This window comes from Nafulsella turpanensis ZLM-10 (genome assembly GCF_000346615.1).
In the GTDB taxonomy this organism is placed as follows: Bacteria; Bacteroidota; Bacteroidia; order Cytophagales; family Cyclobacteriaceae; genus Nafulsella; species Nafulsella turpanensis.
Genome location: NZ_ANNU01000033.1, coordinates 56011 through 76871 on the forward strand (window position 1 = coordinate 56011; position 20861 = coordinate 76871).

14 protein-coding genes and 1 pseudogene are annotated in these 20861 nt (G+C 44.0%); 2 read left to right on the forward strand and 13 right to left on the reverse strand.

What is annotated here, in order from left to right; translation table 11 throughout:
- Positions 1 to 222: 222 nt before the first annotated feature.
- The 7 genes from F752_RS26905 to F752_RS0113655 form a co-directional block, all read right to left on the reverse strand.
- Positions 223 to 2208: a prephenate dehydrogenase gene (locus tag F752_RS26905; RefSeq protein ID WP_017732299.1), complete on the reverse strand. Its 1986-nt coding sequence runs from the start codon at positions 2206 to 2208 to the stop codon at positions 223 to 225.
- A gap of 7 nt (positions 2209 to 2215) precedes the next feature.
- On the reverse strand, positions 2216 to 3382 hold the full coding sequence (locus F752_RS0113610) for a pyridoxal phosphate-dependent aminotransferase (protein WP_017732300.1): 1167 nt from the start codon (positions 3380 to 3382) through the stop codon (positions 2216 to 2218).
- Between the two features lie 858 nt (positions 3383 to 4240).
- Positions 4241 to 6496, reverse strand: a complete 2256-nt coding sequence (gene katG, locus F752_RS0113625) for a catalase/peroxidase HPI (RefSeq protein ID WP_017732302.1) — start codon at positions 6494 to 6496, stop codon at positions 4241 to 4243.
- Positions 6497 to 7130: 634 nt separating this feature from the next.
- Positions 7131 to 11027: a PKD domain-containing protein gene (locus F752_RS0113630; protein ID WP_017732303.1), complete on the reverse strand. Its 3897-nt coding sequence runs from the start codon at positions 11025 to 11027 to the stop codon at positions 7131 to 7133.
- A 574-nt stretch (positions 11028 to 11601) separates the two neighbouring features.
- On the reverse strand, positions 11602 to 11979 hold the full coding sequence (locus tag F752_RS0113640; RefSeq protein WP_017732305.1) for an SPW repeat domain-containing protein: 378 nt from the start codon (positions 11977 to 11979) through the stop codon (positions 11602 to 11604).
- 331 nt (positions 11980 to 12310) lie between these two features.
- Positions 12311 to 12844: a YceI family protein gene (locus F752_RS0113650; protein ID WP_017732307.1), complete on the reverse strand. Its 534-nt coding sequence runs from the start codon at positions 12842 to 12844 to the stop codon at positions 12311 to 12313.
- A gap of 89 nt (positions 12845 to 12933) precedes the next feature.
- The gene (locus F752_RS0113655) at positions 12934 to 13536 is read right to left on the reverse strand and encodes a TetR/AcrR family transcriptional regulator (RefSeq protein WP_017732308.1); all 603 of its coding nucleotides are present in this window, start codon (positions 13534 to 13536) and stop codon (positions 12934 to 12936) included.
- A 433-nt stretch (positions 13537 to 13969) separates the two neighbouring features.
- Between F752_RS0113655 and F752_RS0113660 the strand changes: the two genes are divergently transcribed.
- On the forward strand, positions 13970 to 14677 hold the full coding sequence (locus tag F752_RS0113660; RefSeq protein WP_081604573.1) for a peptide-methionine (S)-S-oxide reductase MsrA: 708 nt from the start codon (positions 13970 to 13972) through the stop codon (positions 14675 to 14677).
- Between the two features lie 72 nt (positions 14678 to 14749).
- Here the strand turns inward: F752_RS0113660 and F752_RS0113665 are convergent, their stop codons facing one another.
- Positions 14750 to 15247: a DUF1440 domain-containing protein gene (locus F752_RS0113665; RefSeq protein ID WP_017732310.1), complete on the reverse strand. Its 498-nt coding sequence runs from the start codon at positions 15245 to 15247 to the stop codon at positions 14750 to 14752.
- A gap of 153 nt (positions 15248 to 15400) precedes the next feature.
- Entirely contained in the window at positions 15401 to 15901 is a 501-nt protein-coding gene (locus F752_RS0113670; RefSeq protein ID WP_017732311.1) for a DUF1440 domain-containing protein, read from the reverse strand.
- Positions 15902 to 16116: 215 nt separating this feature from the next.
- Between F752_RS0113670 and F752_RS24185 the strand changes: the two genes are divergently transcribed.
- On the forward strand, positions 16117 to 17106 hold the full coding sequence (locus F752_RS24185) for an SDR family NAD(P)-dependent oxidoreductase (protein WP_040664643.1): 990 nt from the start codon (positions 16117 to 16119) through the stop codon (positions 17104 to 17106).
- A gap of 83 nt (positions 17107 to 17189) precedes the next feature.
- On the opposite strand, the pseudogene F752_RS24190 reads toward F752_RS24185, so the two are convergent.
- From F752_RS24190 to F752_RS0113695, 4 genes and pseudogenes are all read right to left on the reverse strand, one after another.
- Positions 17190 to 18035, reverse strand: a pseudogene (locus F752_RS24190) (carbon-nitrogen hydrolase family protein); the annotation flags it as partial.
- A gap of 387 nt (positions 18036 to 18422) precedes the next feature.
- Entirely contained in the window at positions 18423 to 19499 is a 1077-nt protein-coding gene (locus tag F752_RS0113685; RefSeq protein ID WP_026135737.1) for a flavin monoamine oxidase family protein, read from the reverse strand.
- Between the two features lie 184 nt (positions 19500 to 19683).
- Positions 19684 to 20148, reverse strand: coding sequence for a RidA family protein (locus F752_RS0113690; protein ID WP_017732316.1), 465 nt, complete (start codon positions 20146 to 20148; stop codon positions 19684 to 19686).
- A gap of 125 nt (positions 20149 to 20273) precedes the next feature.
- Entirely contained in the window at positions 20274 to 20666 is a 393-nt protein-coding gene (locus F752_RS0113695; RefSeq protein WP_017732317.1) for a nucleoside 2-deoxyribosyltransferase, read from the reverse strand.
- Positions 20667 to 20861: the final 195 nt, after the last annotated feature.

Consider the following 20861-nt stretch of genomic DNA (forward strand, 5'->3'; position numbering starts at 1 on the left):
GACAGAACAGATAATACTTTTTTTCTTTTTCTAATGCCCCTCACTAAAAAAGGGGGGGTATTGGAAAAGGAAAAAAAGAAGAAATGAAGCAGAGAATAATCGAGAACTTTTAACCTTTGTCAATTAGAATACCTCTCCAGTTTTACGGGGTCTTAAACATTTTTCTGTTTTGAATATTTCACTTTCAGCTAAGCCTGTATTTCCCTTTGTATAAACTTTTCTTCAGGTCCTCAGCTCGTTCATAACGGCACTTTGGTGATTGATGGACTCCTGATGCACCGCCTTTAAATACTTTTCAATAAAATCCCTGCTGAGACCGAGTTTTTCCCCCCTGGCAAACGATTGTTCCAGTATGTCGTTCCATCTGGAGGTTTGAAGAATAGTCAGCTTGTTTTTCTTTTTATACTGGCCAATGCTTTCCACTACCTGCATCCGCTGAGAAAGCATGGTGAAAATTTCGCTGTCGCACTGGTCTACCTGGTTCCGAAGCCCTTGCAGGGTATCATCTACTAAAACTTTTCCCTCATAGCCTTCCCTGAGTACCAGTTCATTAATTATTTGGGCTAACCTCTCAGGTTTCACCTGCTGTTTTGCATCACTAAGCGCCTTCTCCGGACTGATATGGCTTTCTATCATCAAACCGGTATAGTTAAGATCCATTGCCTGCTGACTGACTTCAGCAAGAAGCTCCCTGTTTCCGCAGATATGGCTTGGATCGCAGATCATAGGGAGATCTGGTAATCTTCTTTTCATTTCTACCGGAAGCTGCCACTGCGGCGCATTGCGATACTTGGTCTCCCCATACTTTGCAAAGCCCCGATGAATGGCTCCAAGCTTCGTAATTCCTGCGCCACTGATACGCTCAATCGCCCCTAACCAAAGTTCCAGATCAGCATTAATAGGGTTCTTTATCAGAACTGGTATGTCTACGCCCTGAAGGGCATCAGCAATTTCCTGCACAGAAAAGGGGTTTACGGTGGTTCTGGCACCAATCCACAAAATGTCTACTCCATGCTGAAGAGCTTCTTCCACATGTTGTTTATTGGCTACTTCTACCGCTGTCCTTATACCGGTGGCTTCCTTTGCTTTTTTTAGCCACTCCAGCCCTACTGTGCCGACTCCCTCAAAATTATTGGGCCTCGTCCTGGGCTTCCAGATACCTGCCCGCAGCACATCTACCTTGCCTGTTGCGGCAAGTTGCTGGCAGGTCTCCATTACCTGCTCCTCTGTTTCTGCGCTGCAGGGACCACTGATTACCAAGGGGCGCTGCAGATTAGGGATCCATTCTGTAATAGGCGAAATCTTAATCTCTCCACCAGCCGATTTGGGCTTTACAAAAGGCTTCTGCCTGTTTTTCAACTCAATGCCATCTAAAATGCGGCTTATCTGATTGGCTGTTGAAATCATATCGTAGGTTTCCGTTTCCAGCCCTTCATCAATTTTTTCCTTGAACAGCAACAGTTGTTCAATATAAGCCCCCAATGCTACAGAAACGTGGCGTGCATTCTGGTTAAAAATCGGTGCCCACATATCGGGTGAGCTCCTGGCCAGTCTCACCGTGGAAGCAAAACCACTTCCTGCCAGGTTAAAAATACTTTTCTCATCTTTCTCTATGTTTAATACCGTGAGACCTAATGCAAAAGAAGAAATATGGGAAAGATGCGAAACAAAGGCTATGTGGCGATCATGTTCACGTGCCTCCATGTGGATTGAATCCATTTTCAGGCTGGCAAACAATGCCTCCGCTTTTTTTACGGCCCCGGTATCACTTTCATGGGCATTGCAAATAATATTGACCTTGTTGTCGAACAGTTTGTGGTGCGCTGCTCCTGGTCCGCTGTTTTCTGTACCTGCAATAGGGTGGCAGGCCACGAACTGCTTTCGGCGGGGATGTTGTTCCACTGCCCGGCAAATGTGCTCCTTAGTGGAGCCAACATCGATTATGACAGTATCCTCTTTAACCTGATCTAAAAGCTCAAGCAGAATGCCAGGGGCTACATCTACCGGTGTAGCAAGTACAAGCAGGTCACATTTTTGTGCGATGTCAGGCAGGGAGCTTTCTTCCTGAATTATTCCTGCCTTCTTTGCTATCTGAACATGATGCTGGTTATTATCCGTACCAACTATTCTGGTCGCAAAACCTCTTTTGTTAAGGTCAAGGGCCATTGAGCCTCCAATTAGTCCTAATCCTATTATTCCTACAATCATACCAGTTTTATTTTGATGTGTTAAAACCTTTTATTCTTTCAAGGGCTTCTTCCAACTGCCCTAAATCGGAACACAGCGATATTCTGATGTACCTGTTTCCATTTGTCCCGAAGATGAAGCCGGGTGTTACAAAAACACCCATTTTATAAAGAAGAACATCCACAAGATTACTTACCTCCTCCACGTCCTTTCCTACCCTCCCCCACACAAATAAGCCGGCCTGTTCCCTGCTGTAGGAACACTTTAATTCTTCCATTATTTTCCAGACAACAGACCTTCTCGCACTGTAAGTCTGGTTTAGGCTGTCATACCATTGGTGGGGCATCTTTAAAGCTTCTATGGCTGCTTTCTGTATGCCCAGGAACATACCTGAGTCCACATTGCTTTTTGCGATTAGTATATTCTCAATATGCTGGCGATGGCCGGCGACCATCCCCACCCGCCAGCCGGCCATATTATGAGATTTGCTAAGGGAGTTTAATTCCAGTACATGCTCAGGTATTCCTTCTCCAGAGAAAATACTAAGAGGCACATCATTCAGGATAAAGCTATAAGGGTTGTCGTGGCAAAGCAGTATGCCATTACGGCCGGAAAAATCGACCAACTCCTTTAGTTTTGCACGTGATATTTTGGCTCCTGAAGGCATGTGCGGATAGTTAATCCACATAATTTTAACCCTGGACAAGTCCTGATCCTGCAAGGCCTTCAGGTCCGGGAGCCAACCGTGTTCCTCCTTCAGCTCATAAAGCTTTACCACACCTCCTGCTATCCTGGTAGCTGCCGCATAAGCCGGATAGCCTGGATTGGGAATAAGTACCTCATCTCCTTCATTCAGATATGCATTCGAGATATAAGTGATCCCTTCTTTAGAACCCATTAGCGGAAGAACCTCCGCTTCCGGATTAAGGGAAACCTTATAGTGATTTTCATACCAGTCGCAGAAGGCTTTTCGCAGCTCAGGAATACCTTTGTAACTTTGGTAACCATGGGCTGCCTGATGTCTTGCCGCCTCATTCAGTGCATTCACTGCCTTTTGGGGAGGTGGCATATCGGGGCTACCGATGCCTAAATTGATGATGTCCTTCCCTTCGGCCTTCAAAAGAGCAATCTCCCGGAGTTTCTTCGAAAAATAATATTCCTGGATATCCTGAAGCCTTTCTGCAATGTTGATCATATGTTTCTAAAATTAAATTGCTTCCATATCTTTTTAAGTGCCTCGACTAAATCCATTATTAATCTTTTTAAAGAAAAAAAGAGTCCACCGGATGGGGACTCTTTTCAATTGAGCTTTCAGCTCCTATTTACTATAGATATTCCCTCTTCTCCTTCTTTGCAAAGAGTAGTAATAGTAGAAAGGGTAATATCTGTAAAGATTCAATTCCATTATACAAAATAAAAAAGCCTCCGTTAGGGAGGCTTCATTTATAGATTTTTAGCACATAGCTTAGCCCCTTAATTACATAAAGTAAAAAAGTAATAGTAATAATAAGCTGTATGTTTCTTGGCTTCTGTCATTTAGGGAGGTAATATAAAATTAAACCTCCACTTTCTAAAGCTTCTGCAAAATTATTTTCCGTTTTTATTTTACTCCCCAAGGAAGCAAACCTGAAGAGGGGCGGCAAAAAGAACCAGTTATTAACTTCTGGCCAAATTCCATCACCCATAGCCTGCTTGTATTATACCTCTGTCGGGCTATTAATGAAAGGATACTGGGCCAGGCCTGCTTTGGCTATTTAGGTGAGGCCAGCTCTGGGATGCTTACTAATTACGATACCAGTATGAAGAAATTTTGGTCGTGAGCAGTCATAGCCGATTTAATTGAGGCATCATTATCAAATTTTCATCCAACGGTAATGCATACCTTTTGTACCCTCCTGCTGCAGAGAAAATATTTCCCTAAGCTATTATTTAATTATATTAGCTGGTTGTAAATTTAATTAATAAGAAAAGGCACCCTGCGAAAAGGGTGCCTTCACTATTTATTATTTCGCTTTCTCCGGCTTGGTTTCTTGGTAAGTGAAAAACCCTGAACTCACTTCAAATCAAAGCGATCGAGGTTCATTACCTTATTCCAGGCTTTCACGAAGTCTTTTACAAACAGCTCTTTGGAATCCTCACAGGCGTAAACTTCCGCTAAAGCCCGAAGCTCTGAATTGGAGCCAAAAATAAGGTCGACGCGTGTACCTGTCCACTTCAGTTCTCCGGTTTTCCGATCACGGCCTTCAAAGATATCATCCGCCTCTGAGGTTGCCTTCCAGGTAGTACCCATATCCAGCAGGTTGATAAAGAAGTCATTTGTAAGGGCCTCAGGGCGCCTGGTAAATACACCATGTTTTGAATGATCATAATTGGTGTTAAGTACCCGCATGCCTCCTATTAAAACTGTCAGCTCCGGCGCGGACAGGGTCATCAGTTGTGCGCGATCAATCAGGAACGCCTCTGCGGAAGCTGATATATGGGGCGCCTTTCTGAAATAGTTGCGGAAGCCATCTGCATTGGGCTCGAGAATGGAGAATGAATCCACATCGGTTTGTTCCTGGGTGGCATCTGTACGCCCGGGGGTAAATGGTACTTTCACCTCATGGCCAGCATTACGGGCTGCTGCCTCTATACCTACACATCCACCTAATACGATCAGGTCAGCTACTGAAACCTTTTTGTTGCCAGTCTGGGCATCATTGAACTCCTTCTGAATTTGCTCATATTTCTCTATTACTTCCTTCAGCTCTCCCGGGTTATTGACTTTCCAGTTACGCTGTGGTGCCAGCCGGAGGCGTGCCCCATTCGCCCCTCCCCTTTTATCAGAATTACGGTAAGTAGAGGCAGAAGCCCATGCGGTGGTTACCAACTGAGAAACAGAAAGTTCCGAATCCATTATCCTGCTTTTCAGATCGCTTATATCATTCTCCTCAATCAATTCATGGGTAACATCCGGAATTGGATCCTGCCAGACCAGTTCCTCTTCAGGCACTTCAGGACCAAGATAGCGCGATACCGGCCCCATATCCCGGTGGGTAAGTTTATACCAGGCCCTGGCAAAGGCATCGGCAAATTCATCCGGATTCTTGTAGAAGCGCCGGGAAATTTTTTCATAGGCAGGGTCTACCTTCAATGAGAGGTCGGTAGTAAGCATAAAGGGTGCGTGCTTTTTGGAAGAATCATGGGCATCTGGTACGGTACCTTCACCAGCTCCATTCTTAGGTTTCCACTGGTGAGCACCCGCCGGGCTTTTTGTAAGCTCCCATTCGTAGCCAAAAAGATTTTCAAAGAAGTTATTGCTCCATTTTGTGGGAGTGGTGGTCCAGGCACCTTCCAATCCACTGGTAATGGTATGTTCGGAATGGCCTTTACCGTAGGTATTTCTCCAGCCCAGGCCCATTTCCTCTATACTGGCACCTGCAGGTTCTGTTCCTACATAATTACGGGGATCGGCGGCGCCGTGTGTTTTTCCAAAGGTATGACCACCTGCGATAAGAGCAACTGTCTCTTCATCATTCATGGCCATTCGGCCGAAGGTTTCCCGGATATGGTGGGCTGCTTCAAGCGGGTCCGGATTTCCATTCGGTCCTTCCGGATTCACATAAATCAGTCCCAGATGAGAAGCAGCAAGAGGACTCTCCAACTCCCCTCCTTCATGACGTTCCTTATTTCCTAACCATTCTCCTTCAGAGCCCCAGTAAACATCCTCTTCCGGCTGCCATACATCCACTCTTCCTCCGGCGAAGCCAAAGGTTTTTAGCCCCATCGATTCAAGGGCACAGTTCCCGGCCAGGATCATCAGGTCGGCCCAAGATATCTTCTTGCCATACTTCTGCTTTACTGGCCAAAGCAGCAGGCGTGCCTTGTCGAGGTTAGCATTATCGGGCCAGCTGTTGAGGGGAGCAAAGCGTTGTGCTCCAGAGCTGGATCCGCCTCGGCCATCTGTAATACGATAAGTGCCCGCGCTGTGCCAGGCCATTCTTATAAAAAGAGGACCATAATGCCCGTAATCGGCCGGCCACCACTCCTGAGAATCCGTCATAAGCTTAAAGAGATCCTGTTTTACGGCCTTCAGGTCAAGGCTTTTAAACTCTTCAGCATAGTTGAATTCCTCTCCCATAGGATTAGAAACAGGGGAATGCTGATGTAAAATTTTGAGGTTCAGCATATTTGGCCACCAATCGCGGTTAGACCTTCCTGAACCTGCAGTGGATTTTACAGCACCACCTGAAAAAGGGCACCTTCTTGATTCATTGGTATCCCATACAGGAGTATCGGGAGCTACATGTCTGTCTTTTTGATGTTCCATGGTTTTAAAAGTAAAAAGTAAAATGTGGGCTTGTTTTTTTATTAAAGGTACCCGTTTGCAGGCGATTCTGCCAGTCCCGCTTATTCACAAAAATCTATTTGCTTATAGACAAATTCTATAAAATTTTTCTTTTTAATTTAAAACCAGAAGGCCAGTTATCCCATTCCTCAAACCCAAGTCGGGTTCTATTCTTTTTCAAGCTCTCTTTATTCCTAATTTAGGTGAGCCTGTGATCATTTTAAAAAATGAAGTTTCTTCCCTGAAATTTTTATCTGTTTAACAGCCTTATAGTTATCACCTGTACAAGTTGATTGTTGTCCATTTTGCCCTTATTTCAGCTATTAACTGGATGAAAGTGGCACCAGGTAATAAGAAAATTCAATATGAGGTAACAGTGCTTTAAAAGGAAGCAGGAGTTACTTTTCCTTGGCAACTACTGTTGTGAAAAAGCGCCCTGAAAGGCATTTGTAATCAATTTGTTCAAAATACCTTAATCTATTACCAAACAGGGGTTATTAAGACTTAACTTCAGTCTGAGAATGAAGATACTGTTCTTGTTCTAAGCCACTATGAAGATTCTTAAAACGCCTTCCGGAGCATTTCTGGAAGGCGTTTTTGTATATCCAGCTTTCTGTCAATCCTTAATAACCTTTACAACTTCCCTGTAGCTCCGGCTCTTATTTTCTACCCTTATTAAGTAAATGCCTTTCTGCATATTTTTTTCAGATAAGTCAATATGGAGTGGCTGCCCAGGAGATAAAGCCGTTGAAAAGCTGCTACGGTAGTAGACTTTCCCCATTAAATCATAAATCTCGATGTGGTAATCATCCGGCTCCTCTGCCTGTATCGCTAAATTTATATAGCGCTGAAAGGTATTCGGATAGGTGGTCAGCCTTATGCTGTTTTCTTTGTCCCCATAAACTACTTCTTTCACCTCCAGCATCATTTCATCAGAGGCAGTAGCCCCTTGGTTATCGGTTGCTGTAAAACGGAATATATAGATTCCTGCTACTAAATCATGGAGAAATAGGTTGGCCGTATTTGCCTGCTCCATGCGTACGGATGGCCCACTCACCTTTTCCCACAAAAAGTCTCGGAATACCCCATCTGTATCCATTCCAGTTCCGCTAAGCTTTATACTTTCTTGTGGCAGGTAAATTATTTTGTCTGCCCCGGCGCTAACAACAGGGACCTGATTCCTTCGCTGAACTGTAAGAGTCATTTCATCGCTTACAGTAGCTCCTGCATTATCGGTGGCCGAAAAACGGAATAAATAAGTTCCCTCTACCAGTTCGGTAAGAATAAGGTTAGCAGTTCTTTGCTGACGCATTATTACAGCAGGGCCACTCACCTTTTCCCACAAGAAAGCAGTAAACCGTCCATCCGGATCGCGGCCTGTGCCGGATAAGATTAATTTTTCCAGAGGAAGGAAAACAGTTCTGTCAATTCCGGCACTAATTACCGGTACCAGATTGGACTCCTTCACTACAAGCTTTATTTCATCAGAAGCACTGGCTCCCAGGTTGTCGGTGGCTGTAAAGCGGAAGACATACTCCCCGGCCACCAAATCCTGCAGCTGAGTATTGGCTGTACTGGCATCAAGCATGGTTACTGACGGACCACTTATTTTCTCCCACAGAAACTTCCGGAACACCCCATCCGGATCTTTTCCTGTTCCTCTCAGGTATAGTGATTCAAGCGGTAGAGTAACTATTTTATCCTCGCCGGCATTCACGAAAGGCAATTGATTCTCTGCTTCATCAGTTAATTCTACTGCGCCTATTGTTGGAGGATATTTTCGTTCTTTTCCAAAAAAGTCTTCATTTACGCCACTTACCGACATGCCAGCCCCTTTTAAGGTCATGTTTTGTGGAATCAGGTTCACAGCAGACTCAAAATCAGGGGCAACAGATAATGAGTTAGAATCAAAATGAGTCATCCTTTGCCAAGCCTCCAGATCCGGAACTACTTCTCCATCCCAGATAGCCAGAGTATCTCCACTGGTAAACAGGTCATTATAATCGGAAGAAGCAATCTTATCCGTGGTACCATCAAAGTCTCCTGACAGAACAACACCCCCTGCTAAATTAGCCAGAATATTATTGTACAAATGAACGTTTGGCTCTCCTGTATCACTTTCAATAGACAAAATCTGACTGTTCTTATCCTCTCCATGAAGGTAAATACTGTTATACTTCAAGTTTATTTCGCCTGGTAGCAGAAATGCCTTTACTCCGGTACTCTTGTCTTCCGAAGTATTTATTGTAATCATATTGTTCGCCACCAAAGAAGCTTGTGGATTTCCACCAGTATAGTAAAAATTGATACCGGTGCCCCCTTTTTTCAAAATAATCTTGTTGCTGTTAAGCTCCTGTGGCAGCTCCCCTTCTAACCAGCTTCCCTCGAAATTGATGCCTGTTGTATTCGGAATACTTGAAACAACAGAATTATTACTTATTTCAAGGATATTGGAACTACTTCTTACACTAATACCAGTGGCCGAAATATTTTCTCCTTTATCTTCCATCAGGATATTATTTTCATTTACAAGAAAAGCCGATTGAGCGAATAAGGAAATAGCAGAGCTACCTACCTTAAAAGTATTTCCCAGAATGGCTAAGCTATGATCAGTAGAAAAATGGACGGTTCCTCCCTCCTGCCAGGCTCCCCGACCCGATTTACTGATCCCCGCCCCAACAAAGAGGTTATTTCGGTAGATATCCTTATTGGTAGTATAAACCTCCACCCCGCCCTCAATCAGGTTATTTTCGAAGAGAAGGTTTTCACTAGCCTGAATTTGAATACCAGTGGCGACTGTCATATTCCTGAAGGTGAAATTACTGGTCCCCTCCAGGAGTAGCGCAGGGCCAAATGGATAGGTGAGCACAACATCCGTACTGTCTCCACTTTCTCCTTGAAAGGTAATTTTGGCTTCCTCACCATAGGAGCCTAGCGTTAATTGTTCCTGGTACACTCCAGGCCTTACTAAAAAATGAAGACTATCTACGGGCGTCCCACTTTCGATAAAGGCCAACGCTTCGGTAAAAGAAGCAAAGTCTGCGTTTTCGCCCCCTATGGTATAAACTCCGGAAACCGGATTTGAAACAGGGGCTTTCTCGACAGCCCCGATAGTTGGGGGATTATTCCGGGTTTGCCCGAAGAAATCGAGAGGTACAGCCTTCTGGTATTTACCGGCCCCTGCAAGGGCCTCTGCGGGTTCGGTTGGAGTACCGGGATTCACCTTAATGGAATGACTATCGAAGTCGGTAATATGCTGCCATTCGGCAAAGGAGCTGATTTCCTGCCCTCCCCAGCTGGCAAAAAGGTCAGCATATCCCATATAAAGAGCGTTGTAATCCATGGCTACAACAGAAGCGGGATTGGCCACTTTGATGCCTGTGCCGCCGGAATTGTTCACGATTATATTATTAAAAACGGAGAAACTGCTTTCCTCTCCTGCAAGCGAAAGGGTATAGTTGGGAACATCGTCGGAATGACCCGCCACCTGAATAGTATTATGGTAAAGCTTAACGTGGTTAGGATAAGGATTGGTGATATCCAGCCCGACCAGATTGGAGATAGGGTAATAATTGTGGCCCCGGGAATCATACCCATATACATCCACCAGGTTATTGGCTATTAATATTTCGTTTCCTATAGATTTACCTGTGGTAATCATTAGGCCAATGCCCCCACCATCGATTATGCTCACCCTGTTTCCTGTAAATTCCGCTGCAGCCCCTGAATTCAGGATGATTCCCGCTCCGGAAGTTAATTTGTTTTCATTAATTTCTTTTCCGTACCAGCTATTGGTCACGCTAATGCCTCCTCCCGCATCAATTTCATTTTTGCTGATGGAAAAACCCTGCTGTCCTTCTACTTCAATTCCTCCCTGGTCAAATCTATTTCCTTCTACTGTTAGCCCCTCGTCAAATACCGGTGCAGCGGGGTTCCAGGGAGCTTCATTTACTTTTACAATTTTGCCGGTCTGGAAGTAATTGTTCCGATATACATGCAGATGGCTTCTTGCCTCTGCCGAAGAACGTGCCACCACAGAACCAGTCAGGAGGTTATTTTCTAAGCGAAAGCAGTCCGTTCCGGGAGCTGTAAGAATATCATTGCCAATGCCCAGGTGCCGGAACTCTATTCCGTCGACTCCATTTAGCTGAATAACGGATTCGGTACCTTCCGGTGCCTTAAGGGCTACTTCAGCAGGCGACTTTCCGGTTCCTTCAAACTTTACAGGAGCACTGCACGAACTACCGGGAATGTTATTGATAACCACCTGCTCCTGATAGACGCCCGGCCGTATCTGGAAAGTGACTGCAGCCGAAATACCCTCCCTTTCCAGTGTTTTGATTGCTTCGGTTAAAGTTGCAAAGCTTGCATCGTTCCCACCAATGGTATAGGTGCCGCTAAGCTGGGCATAAGCTGCCGGACTAGCAAGGAGACTGCCGAAAAGGCAGCAAAGAAAAAAACAATAAGTATTTAAGGCGCTGTGGCCTTCCGGAATGTGGTAAAATTTTTTCATAAAAAATAATGGTTATACCAGATAAAAAGTGATTTTATCAATATAACCAATTGATTATCAAATAAAAAGAAACAAAGAATGTTCTTTGGCTTTTATAAGGAAAAAATAAAATTGTCCTCTCCAACTTAAGTGTAGCCTTCACAGATGTAGGATATAGATCATTAAAATGGAAGGGCTGTTATCGCCTTCATTGCTAAAGTAAGACCATTAAGATAAGGTTGGACAGGAATTATCCAGGTGCAGGTAAAGCTGCGGCCACTCCACCACCTTACCGTAACAAGAGGTGGCCGGGCAGCTGTTAAAATATTCTGCGACACAATAGAAAAAATGGGTATTCCTGGGAGAATTTTTGAGCCCAGGGTTATGAAGAGGTGGCAGAGAAAGGGGAAGAAGAGACCTGCAAGCTCATTAAAGCTTGAAGCGAAGAATAGGATAGTTTTAAGTACTGCAGGATGAAGGGATTGACTCCTGAGCCTTATCAGGTATAGCTTTATCTCCTAAATAGTTGCCCACCTGAGAAAAAGGAGTTGGCAGACTTCTCCTCAAATACCGCCCTTTCCTGCAGCGAATTTATTTAACCGAAAATGCCAAAAAACTTTTTCTTTGGCTGAGGTTTGGTAAAGTAGGCAATTGCCAGCTCCGATAGCCCAACAGCCAGATGCGGGAACCAGCTTCTCTTTCGGAATCCAAAAATAAAAGGAGATGCTGCCATTAAGGCGCCATTCATATAATCAAGCTGAAGGTGCTTTTTCATGCTCATTTTCTTTTTTACACCAAGCTCATAATTTGTCAACAGGCTTTGTACCAGGGCACCGGCTCCCAAAGCCACAGGCAGGTAAGTTTCTACTCCTTTTCTTTTACCACTAAAAATAAGCGGTAAAGTTAGCAGCGATGCAGCCGTCATATAATCGATATAGGCATGCGTTTTAGTGGGTATCAGGTTTGTTTTCATATCTTTAAGCTTTTTATTTTACTTTACCTGATTTTTGCCAGGGAGGTTTCTGAAAAAGACCAATAAGATGTTCTCCTCAAGCCTGCTGGGGTCTGGTACCATAAAAACAGAAAGTAGAAAAGAGGGCCCTGTTTATGTAATGAGGAGAATATGTTTTTTTTTGGAAGTACAGGTTTACTTCTTTTTTGCCATGTGCAGAAAAGGAGAATACACCCTTTAGCAACACCAGCCATTCAGGAGGTTATTTTAAAGTTCTTCGGATGGAAAACAAAAAAGAGACCGCCTGAAAACCAGTGCAGCCTCTTCTTCTATCGATCAGCTAAGTAAAAGCTTATGCCTGCTTTACTAATTGCACTTCGCCCTGTATTTTCAATTCTTCGCCTAACATCACGCCACCGGTTTCCAGTGCTGCATTATAGTTGATACCCCAGTCTTTTCGGTTGATTTTCCCGCTCAGGGTAAAGCCGGCTTTGGTGTTGCCATAAGGATCTTTTGCAATACCATTATATTCAGCATTTAACTTTACCGGTTTTGTGGTTCCTTTTATGGTGAGGTCACCATAGACATGAAAAGTATCCTCATCTACCTTTTCTACCTTGGTAGATTCAAATTTCATATCAGGGTGAGTTTCCACTTCAAAGAAATCTGCATTACGCAAGTGGTTATCCCGATCTTTATTGTTTGTATCGATAGAAGCTACCTTTATATTGGAAACTACTTTTGCTTTTGAGAAGTCCTCACCCTCTGTTTCAGCTTCCGCATCAAATTCACCAAACTTTCCTGTTACATTTGAAATCATCAGATGTTTAATTTTAAAGCCCAGTTCGCTGTGGGTGGGGTCCAAGACCCATTTAGTTGTTGCCATCTTTTTAAATGATTATTTATAGATTAAAATTAAAATAAGACTATCAAAGTTATTTTTCCTAACAATGTTAGTTAATGGAATAAAAAAAACTACCCTTTCATGCCTGAAATAAATCCGGATATAAAATCCTGTAAAACCTTCTGGTTTAATTCCTCCTTCTTCTCGTTTCCAGCCATCATATTAATAGAGATTAACCCATGCAGCATAGACCAGAAAGTATGCAACTTTAAAAAAGGATCCGTTTCCGGGTGATTACCTCTGGCAATTAATTCCCTGACGGGCTGTAAAATCAATTCACTAAAGGTGCTCAGTTCATTAATTTGATTTACCGTTTCGCAGGAAGGCATGCCTAAGCCATACATTACCTGATAATATGCTGTTTGCTCAAAAGCAAATCTCCAGTATGCATAGGCCATGGCTTCTATTTGTCCTTCCGGTCCGGCAAACTCATTTTTAGCTTCTACCAGTTCCTTATTCAATTTCTGAAAGCCTTGCTTTGTTAGTTCCAGCAGAATAGCTTCTTTATTGGCAAAATGGTCGTAAATTACAGGAACACTGTATTCAATTGCTTCCGCAATTTTACGGATAGAAAGGGCCTGCCAGCCATCCTGCATTACCAGCTGCCAGGCTGCTTCAAGAATGGAAGTACGCATTTCTTCTTTTTGCCGTTTTCTTCTTTCTGCTATTCCCATTTGCTCCTGTTATATTCCCTAACAGTGTTAGCAAAGTTAAATGAAAATTTTTAAATGGCCAAGGAACGTGTGCTTTAGGCTTAAAAAAGTAGCTTCGCCAGGTCCCCTCCGGTTTATCTGCCTTGCCAGAGATTCCAGCTCTTATTCTTGTTCTGGAGCATAAGCAACATAAATTCTGTTTCTAACTCCAGGGCTTAGCAACTTTCTTTTTTACCATTATCAAAAAAGCAGGGACACTCCTGTCCCTGCTCCTTTCTTTTATTTACTGGCCACATTCTCATGACACTTTTCTTCCACCACCTTACCGAATCATGAAATACCAACTGCAAAATCCAAAATTCACAAACAGGAAGTGCAACCGCTATGGAAATTTTAAGCACGAGCCTGCTTGCCAGGCCGAAGATTTGTAGTCACTCTGAGGAAGAAACTAAACATGAGGAGACAGGGTTACTACTCTATGCTAGCGGACAGACGTAACAGACCTTTGCCTCAAAATACTGAGCCATCTTCAGAAGTTAAAACAGTTACACTTGCCATGGGATGTTTCTGGAGCCCTGATGCACTTTTTGGATCATTAGGAGGCGTTGTCAGGACAAGAGTGGGGTATGCTGGTGGTAGTACAGAAAACCCTACTTACCGGAATTTAGGGGATCATATAGAGACTGTTCAAGTGGATTATGACCCTGGTAAAATCAGTTTTCAGGATTTGGTCCACATGTTTTTCAATAATCATAAACCAATTGCCGAGCCATGGAAAAGGCAGTATATGTCAGCCATTTTTTTTAATGATGAAAAAGAGAGGAGCCTGTTTCAGCAGAACAGAGAGATGGTTTCCCAACAGCTAAACCGGAAAGTTTTTACGGAAGCTATTCCTTACCATACGTTTTACAGGGCAGAGGACCGGCACCAAAAATACAAACTGCAACGCCAGCCTGGCTTAATGAAGGAATTGAGAGACCTGTACCCAAAGTTTGATGATTTAATTAATTCCACTGCAGCCGCACGTTTAAATGGATGGTTATCTGGCTATGGTTATTCACAAAGTCTTTGGGAGGCCATTGATTACCTTTGTTTATCTCCTGAAAGCCAGCAATTATTACTTAATTCAGCAAAAGGTTTGACCCCCTCTTGTTCAGGCTAGGTATGCCCCTTGCTGTTATGGTAGGGTTCTACTTAAAAGCTATCAAAACCCCTCTACCTGGGAAAGCCGTTTTTATCTCCCCTTCCCCTCCAGCCAATGAAGAACACCTTCTGTTGTGGTTCCTAAAATTAGGTGAGCCATGAAGCCTCGGGCATGTGCCTGCCATGGGTATGTTAGAGGGCCTGAAGCAAAGCCCAGTGCCGGAGTGATGATTTCATCAAAAGCAATAAATAATCCCACACCATAGACAGGTCCTCTCCAAAACCCCAGTTCTTTCATGCGGTGCCGCCATATGGCATATAAGGCTCCTGGTGCTATGCCCATAAAGTAATGGATACTCCTGCCTGCCACATACTGCTGTTTTTGAGGCAGCTCAATATCCAGTGAATCTGTTAATTTTTTCCCCGCTGCATTGGGGGCATATCTTCCACCTTTTTGAGCCAGCCTCTCCTGCACTAAGGTATCAGTATTCTCATGGCTATACCAGGTCCAGGTAAATCTGTCCATCAGCCATACCCCTATTCCTCCGGCAATAGCGCCTTTCACTAAAGTGCTAAGTATGGTTGCCATTTTTTCTTCCTTACTTATAAATCTGTTTTTACTACTACAATGAAAAATGAGGTAGAGGCTACGGTCTTTTTTTTGTTGCTGCTCAAAGCCTGTATGTGAAATCCTGGAATGGAAGAGCTCTACAGGCTTAGAACAGTAACAAAGACTTTCTTTTTAGGCTGGCACCACTTTATCAAGGGCACGCACTGCTGCATCTGTTGTAGCACCAACCGTTAAATGGCCAGCCAGACCCCGGGCGTGTGCCTGCCATGGATAAGCCAAAGGACCAGAAGAAAGACCTGTCAGAGGCGCCACCAGTTCATCCATTACCAGGAAAAGGCCCAGTCCATATAGTAGTCCGCGGCCTTTATCTAAGCCATCTACTTTATGGCGAAGAAGGCCGTAAAGGGCTCCAGGCATAATACCCAGCAAATAATGGATGGTCTTACCCGAAACATACTTTTGCTTGTCTGTTCTTCTCGCCCCAATAGCATTGGCTATTTTATCGGCCGCTACAAAGGCCACATACTTCCCGCCTTTTTGGGCCTTTTTCTCCTGCTTATATGCTTCCCGGTCTTCATGATTGTACATATACCAGGTTACCCGGTCCATCATCCATACGGAAGCGGCACCGGCCACTGCTCCTTTCACTATTTCTTTCCATGCACTTGCCATACGATTCTCTTTTAAATTAAAAATTTATTGTTGCTCAATTAACAACTACATGAGTATGAAAGAGTTTAGTCCTTTGTAGTACCTCAGGAAAGAAGAAAGGAGATAGAAGAATGATTTAATTGCCTAGCTTCTCACAAATGAATCCTTCCGCAACAAAACGATATGGTGGCTGTTCCTACTTCAAATTCCAGGAAGCAGAAAAACATGTTACAATTATGAAAAGAGCTGAGAAAGAAGGGCAGGTTATGGTGATTACCGGGGCCACCAGTGGAATTGGCCGGGCAATGGCTGTAGAATGGGCAAGACAGGGAGGTAGTGTGGTTCTAGCTGCCAGAAGCAAAGAAATATTAGAGGAGGTTGCCTCTGTTTGCATAGAAGCCGGAGGGAAAGCCAGTTTGGTCCAGGCAGATGTTTCAAATGAAAAAGAAGTAAATAATATTGCTGAAGAAGCTATACGAGCTTTCGGTAAGATTGATGTATGGCTGAATAATGCAGCCGTAATGGTATTCGGCAGCTTTAACGATATACCAACAGAAGATGTCCTGAAGATTGTGAATACGAACCTGCTGGGGGTAATCTATGGTGCCCGTGTTGCCCTAAAGCACTTCAGAAGCCGGGCGAAGGGTATCCTTATTAACATGGGGTCTATTGCAGGAATTGTCGGGCAGCCATATTCCGTTCCTTACAGCATTAGTAAGGCAGGGATCAGGGCTTTAGGTATTGCACTTGGACAGGAGCTAGAAAATGAAAAAAATATTCATGTTTGTACGGTACTTCCCTCTATTATTGACACTCCAATCTACCAGCATGCTGCCAATTATTCTGGCAATTCCATTAATCCTCCCACTTCTGCAACTCCTGTAGAGAAGGTGGTGGAAGCCATTCTAAAATTAACGGCCAAACCTACTAAAGAAGTCTTTGTAGGAAAACGAAATCAGGCGATTCGCCTTGGCAGATCAATGGCTCCGGGATTTTTCGACAAAATTTATCAAAAGTCACTGGATACCATTGAATTAACTGACCCTCCAACCCCTTCCGGAAAGGGAAACTTATATGAACCCATGCCCTGGCTGGCTGGCACCAGCGGCGGCTGGTTAGAAAAAGAAAAGAAAGGCAAGCGGCTCACTTTTAAATCAATTGCAGGTAAAACAGCCATAACAGCAGGGATAATAATAGGCACTGCCTGGTTGTTTTCTAAAGCTTAGCGTTTACAATTAAGCCTCAAAGGAATTAGCTATTCTGCAAAAGCAACGGGAGGAACGGTATGTCTTAGGCTACAGATTTATATCTACTCTTCTTCAAAGTCAATAAGACTCTGCCTTTTACGGTTTACCTTAAGCTGGGTAACATCCGGCCTTGAGTAGTGCCCGCAAGGGTCGAAATTCTGCCTTTCCCGCCTTACTTCCTTCTGATCAATGGTAGCAAAGAGTAACACCTCCTTATTGGTTACTGGCTCGATTATCCAGTTCCCATCCGGGCCCGCCAGGCAGGATCCTCCATTTGCCAACCAATCCGGACATCCCTTTATAATCTCCTCATAATGGGGGGTATCAGCCGGAACATCTTCCCTGCGCATCAAGCCGGAGGCTGAAATAACAAAAGATCTGGATTCTTTGGCGATGTGCCTGGTAATATCTTCCGTATTTCGTTTGTTGCCTGGCCACACCGCCACGTGAAGGTTTTCTCCCTGCGCATAGAGGGCGGCACGGCTCAGGGGCATCCAGTTTTCCCAGCAGTTCAATCCTCCTATAGTAAAGTTTCCTAAAGGGTGGACAGTAAGACCATGGCCATCACCGTTCGACCACACCAGTCTTTCTTCGTAGGTAGGAACGAGTTTTCGATGCACAGAGGCAATTTTCCCCTCCTGATTAATGTAAATAAGACTGCAGTAGACACTGTGCCCTCCCCGGTTGGCTGCTCTTTCCACACAGCCCACATAAACAGCAATTTTATAGCGGGCAGCTTCCTCACAAAGAGGGGCCAGATCACCAGACTCCGGCTGAACAGCCTGCTGCAGGTAATGGGCAAAAATTTCTTTTTGAATGCTGGATTCAAAGCGTGCGCCGTCTGTTAGCTCAAGCCAAAAGGGATAGCCTGGCAAGATCGTTTCCCCAAATACAACCAGCTGGCTCCCCTCTTTTCCAGCCTATATTATCTGGTTCTTTATTTTTTCAATCGTTTTTTTCTTGTTCAGCCAAACCGGGGCTATTTGACTTATGGCGACCATTAACTGCTCGCTATGCTGTTTCTTTCTATCCATGAAGATTTTTTAATGAAGAAGAATGAAGGGTCGAATAATCATTTCAAATTTAGCGCTAATTCAAACAAAGGTAAGCAGAATCAGGAATAGCTTTCCGGGGAACAAAGTTGAAGTCTGTAGCCCCATAGGAAATGACCCTCTTATTTATCACCTCATTTTGTTGAGAAGATATTTAAATTGGCTTTTACCAGATGAAATGCCTTTGGAGCTTTTCCTCACCCATTCACCCCACCTACAGGAGGAAGTTTCTTCGGCAGCCTCTCATGCAGTGGAAGAAGGCATCTTGTCCAGAATAGCATGAGCTGCAGCTAAGCCGCTGTAAACGGCACCTTCTAGATAGCCGCCAAAATGAGAAGATGTTTCAGTACCTGCCAGAATTAATTTTCCGTTCATGAGCGGCCGGGAATAAAGCGGGTGTCCATTGTACTGGTGAGGCCTTAGTGCTTGTTTATATTCGGTGAAGGTAAAAGGGTCTTCCTTCCATACCTTTTCTGTATAAGAAAGGTAATCCTTTGCTTCCTTTCCCAACATCCTTTCCAGTTGCGCTATCACTTCAGCCTCTCTTTTCTCTCGGGGGTGTGCAATAGCTTCCTCAGAAAGAAAGCCTTTTAATGCAAAGCTGTTTCCTTCGAAGTTACAGTGGTCATGAACTTCCCGGACTATTCCTACATGGCTGAAAGCAGCGCCCGCCAATCCATGCTGCCTCCAGAATGGATTTTTATATTCTACAGCAAACTTAATTGCCTCGCCCATCCAGGTGTGGGTATTCTCCATAACAGAAGAAAGCGCAGCAGGAAGTTCCGGTGTAAAGGCTATTTTTTGCGCCAGCAAAAAAGGCGGAATCGTTATTATTAACTTTTTGCAGGCAAACTGTAGTCCTTTACTGCCCGTAATTTTCAGATGGCCTTCCTGTTCAGCTATCTTCTCGATCGGAGAACCTAACAGAAGCTCCTCTCTTCCTAAACGCTCCACAAGTGCCTCAGTTAACGCTGAGGTGCCACCAGCCATCCGGTAAGAAGGTTCTACCGTTTCCGGAATCCGGAACAACTGAAGTTCTTCATTTAAGCTGGTTTCAAATACTCCTACTCCCTTTAGGTACTGAGGATAAAATGGAATAGACAGTTCTTCTAACAATCTTATGAGGTGCTGGTGTTGGCTGGTAAACCAGGTGGCTCCCATTTCAACCGGAGTCCCTTTCCCTTCGGCAGCGACCGTTAAAATCCTTCCTCCCCACCTTTCCCGTGCCTCAATTACCAGCGGCTGTATTCCTTTCTTGCGGAAAGCCAAGGCTGCCGTTAATCCACTCAATCCTGCACCTATTATTATCACCTCTCTCATATCCAAAACTATAAATACTCCCCTGAAAACCTAAGGCTATACGTTCTTTAGAAGCAGGAAAAGCCGGTAAGTTTCCCTTCCTGCCTTTAGCGAAGTTTTTACTTATTAAGTCGAAAACGTCTGCATATAAAAATTTGCTCCCGAACGATTCTGATGAAAGTTGGCCTTTCCCTGTTGATGAACGCTAATTTTCAATTTCCAGGGTAACCTCAATTTCAATGGCTATACCTCGGGGAAGAGAGTTCATTCCTACCGCTGAGCGAACATGCTTTCCATTATCACCAAAAACCTCCACCATCAAATCAGAAAAACCATTTATTACCTTCGGATGCTCCTCAAAATCATCTGTACAATTGACCATTCCCAGCACCCGCACAATGCGTTTCACTCTCTTAAGTTCTCCAAGTGCCGATTTTAGAGTAGCAAGCACATAAATGCCGACATTTCGGGCTGCAAAGTATCCCTGCTCTACGGTTAAATCTCTTCCGATCTTTCCAATGTCCACTGCAGTAGGTTTTCCGCTGAATCCATGCCCGGAAAGAAATAACAGATTTCCGGATTGAACATAGGTTGTATAGTTAGCCACCGGTTTAACAGGTGATGGCAGCACAATGTCTAAAACTTTTAACCGGTCTTCTGGTAAATCCATCTTATTTAAAAAACATGTAAAAAATTACTGGCCTGCACAGTAAATTTACGCAGGCACTCCAGCACTTGAAGGAAGATAGGTGAATGGAAGTCTCACCTTATTCTCTTTTACAGTTGGGAAAATAACTATTTCAATCCCGGTTTACTCTCCGAATGGACACTGTTCGGCAGGCTATTTTGGGCCTCTAACCATTCAGCGAGTAAGCCCTGGTAGGACTTTCCTTCCGGAATGGAAACAGACTCCACTACTTTTATTTTTTTACCAAGGGCAAAGCTTACTCCCATATCAAAATGGGTTCCCTGACTTTCGGGATTATAAAAGATATGCACTTCGTCGGCCTTTTTTATGGCTTCCATATTCGTCCGGTTAATATCGTAGCCCCTCCCATCCTGGTCTGTATCTCTGTGAGGTAAATGTACCTGGTTACCTTCCTGCTCCAGGTTATGCACATAATTTTCAAGTCTGCTTTTATAGTCCGGGGTCGCATTCCGGACCGTACAAATAATAAAGACCTTCATAAGGTACAGATAAGTCTATTTTTATAAAGATGAAGTATCAGATAGTTAAAGATAGGACTTCCTTCTATGCCATGAGCTTATAAAGGAACAATTTTATTTCTATTGAAGATTTGATTTAAAGGAAAAGGTAATCAAACCGGAAACCTATTCCCAAATCAGTTCCAGTGGTAAAACAGGAGGAAAGCGTGGTATAAA

What these genes read in the sequence shown, in the direction of transcription:
- F752_RS26905 (WP_017732299.1), bottom strand. Translation starts at nt 2,208, where the DNA reads ATGATTGTAGGAATAATAGGATTAGGACTAATTGGAGGCTCAATGGCC.
- F752_RS0113690 (WP_017732316.1), bottom strand. Translation starts at nt 20,148, where the DNA reads ATGGATTTACCAGAAGACCGGTTAAAAGTTTTAGACATTGTGCTGCCA.
- F752_RS0113630 (WP_017732303.1), bottom strand. Translation starts at nt 11,027, where the DNA reads ATGAAAAAATTTTACCACATTCCGGAAGGCCACAGCGCCTTAAATACT.
- F752_RS0113695 (WP_017732317.1), bottom strand. Translation starts at nt 20,666, where the DNA reads ATGAAGGTCTTTATTATTTGTACGGTCCGGAATGCGACCCCGGACTAT.
- F752_RS0113650 (WP_017732307.1), bottom strand. Translation starts at nt 12,844, where the DNA reads ATGGCAACAACTAAATGGGTCTTGGACCCCACCCACAGCGAACTGGGC.
- F752_RS24185 (WP_040664643.1), top strand. Translation starts at nt 16,117, where the DNA reads ATGAAAAGAGCTGAGAAAGAAGGGCAGGTTATGGTGATTACCGGGGCC.
- F752_RS0113685 (WP_026135737.1), bottom strand. Translation starts at nt 19,499, where the DNA reads ATGAGAGAGGTGATAATAATAGGTGCAGGATTGAGTGGATTAACGGCA.
- F752_RS0113660 (WP_081604573.1), top strand. Translation starts at nt 13,970, where the DNA reads ATGAGGAGACAGGGTTACTACTCTATGCTAGCGGACAGACGTAACAGA.
- F752_RS0113610 (WP_017732300.1), bottom strand. Translation starts at nt 3,382, where the DNA reads ATGATCAACATTGCAGAAAGGCTTCAGGATATCCAGGAATATTATTTT.
- F752_RS0113655 (WP_017732308.1), bottom strand. Translation starts at nt 13,536, where the DNA reads ATGGGAATAGCAGAAAGAAGAAAACGGCAAAAAGAAGAAATGCGTACT.
- katG (WP_017732302.1), bottom strand. Translation starts at nt 6,496, where the DNA reads ATGGAACATCAAAAAGACAGACATGTAGCTCCCGATACTCCTGTATGG.
- F752_RS0113670 (WP_017732311.1), bottom strand. Translation starts at nt 15,901, where the DNA reads ATGGCAAGTGCATGGAAAGAAATAGTGAAAGGAGCAGTGGCCGGTGCC.
- F752_RS0113640 (WP_017732305.1), bottom strand. Translation starts at nt 11,979, where the DNA reads ATGAAAACAAACCTGATACCCACTAAAACGCATGCCTATATCGATTAT.
- F752_RS0113665 (WP_017732310.1), bottom strand. Translation starts at nt 15,247, where the DNA reads ATGGCAACCATACTTAGCACTTTAGTGAAAGGCGCTATTGCCGGAGGA.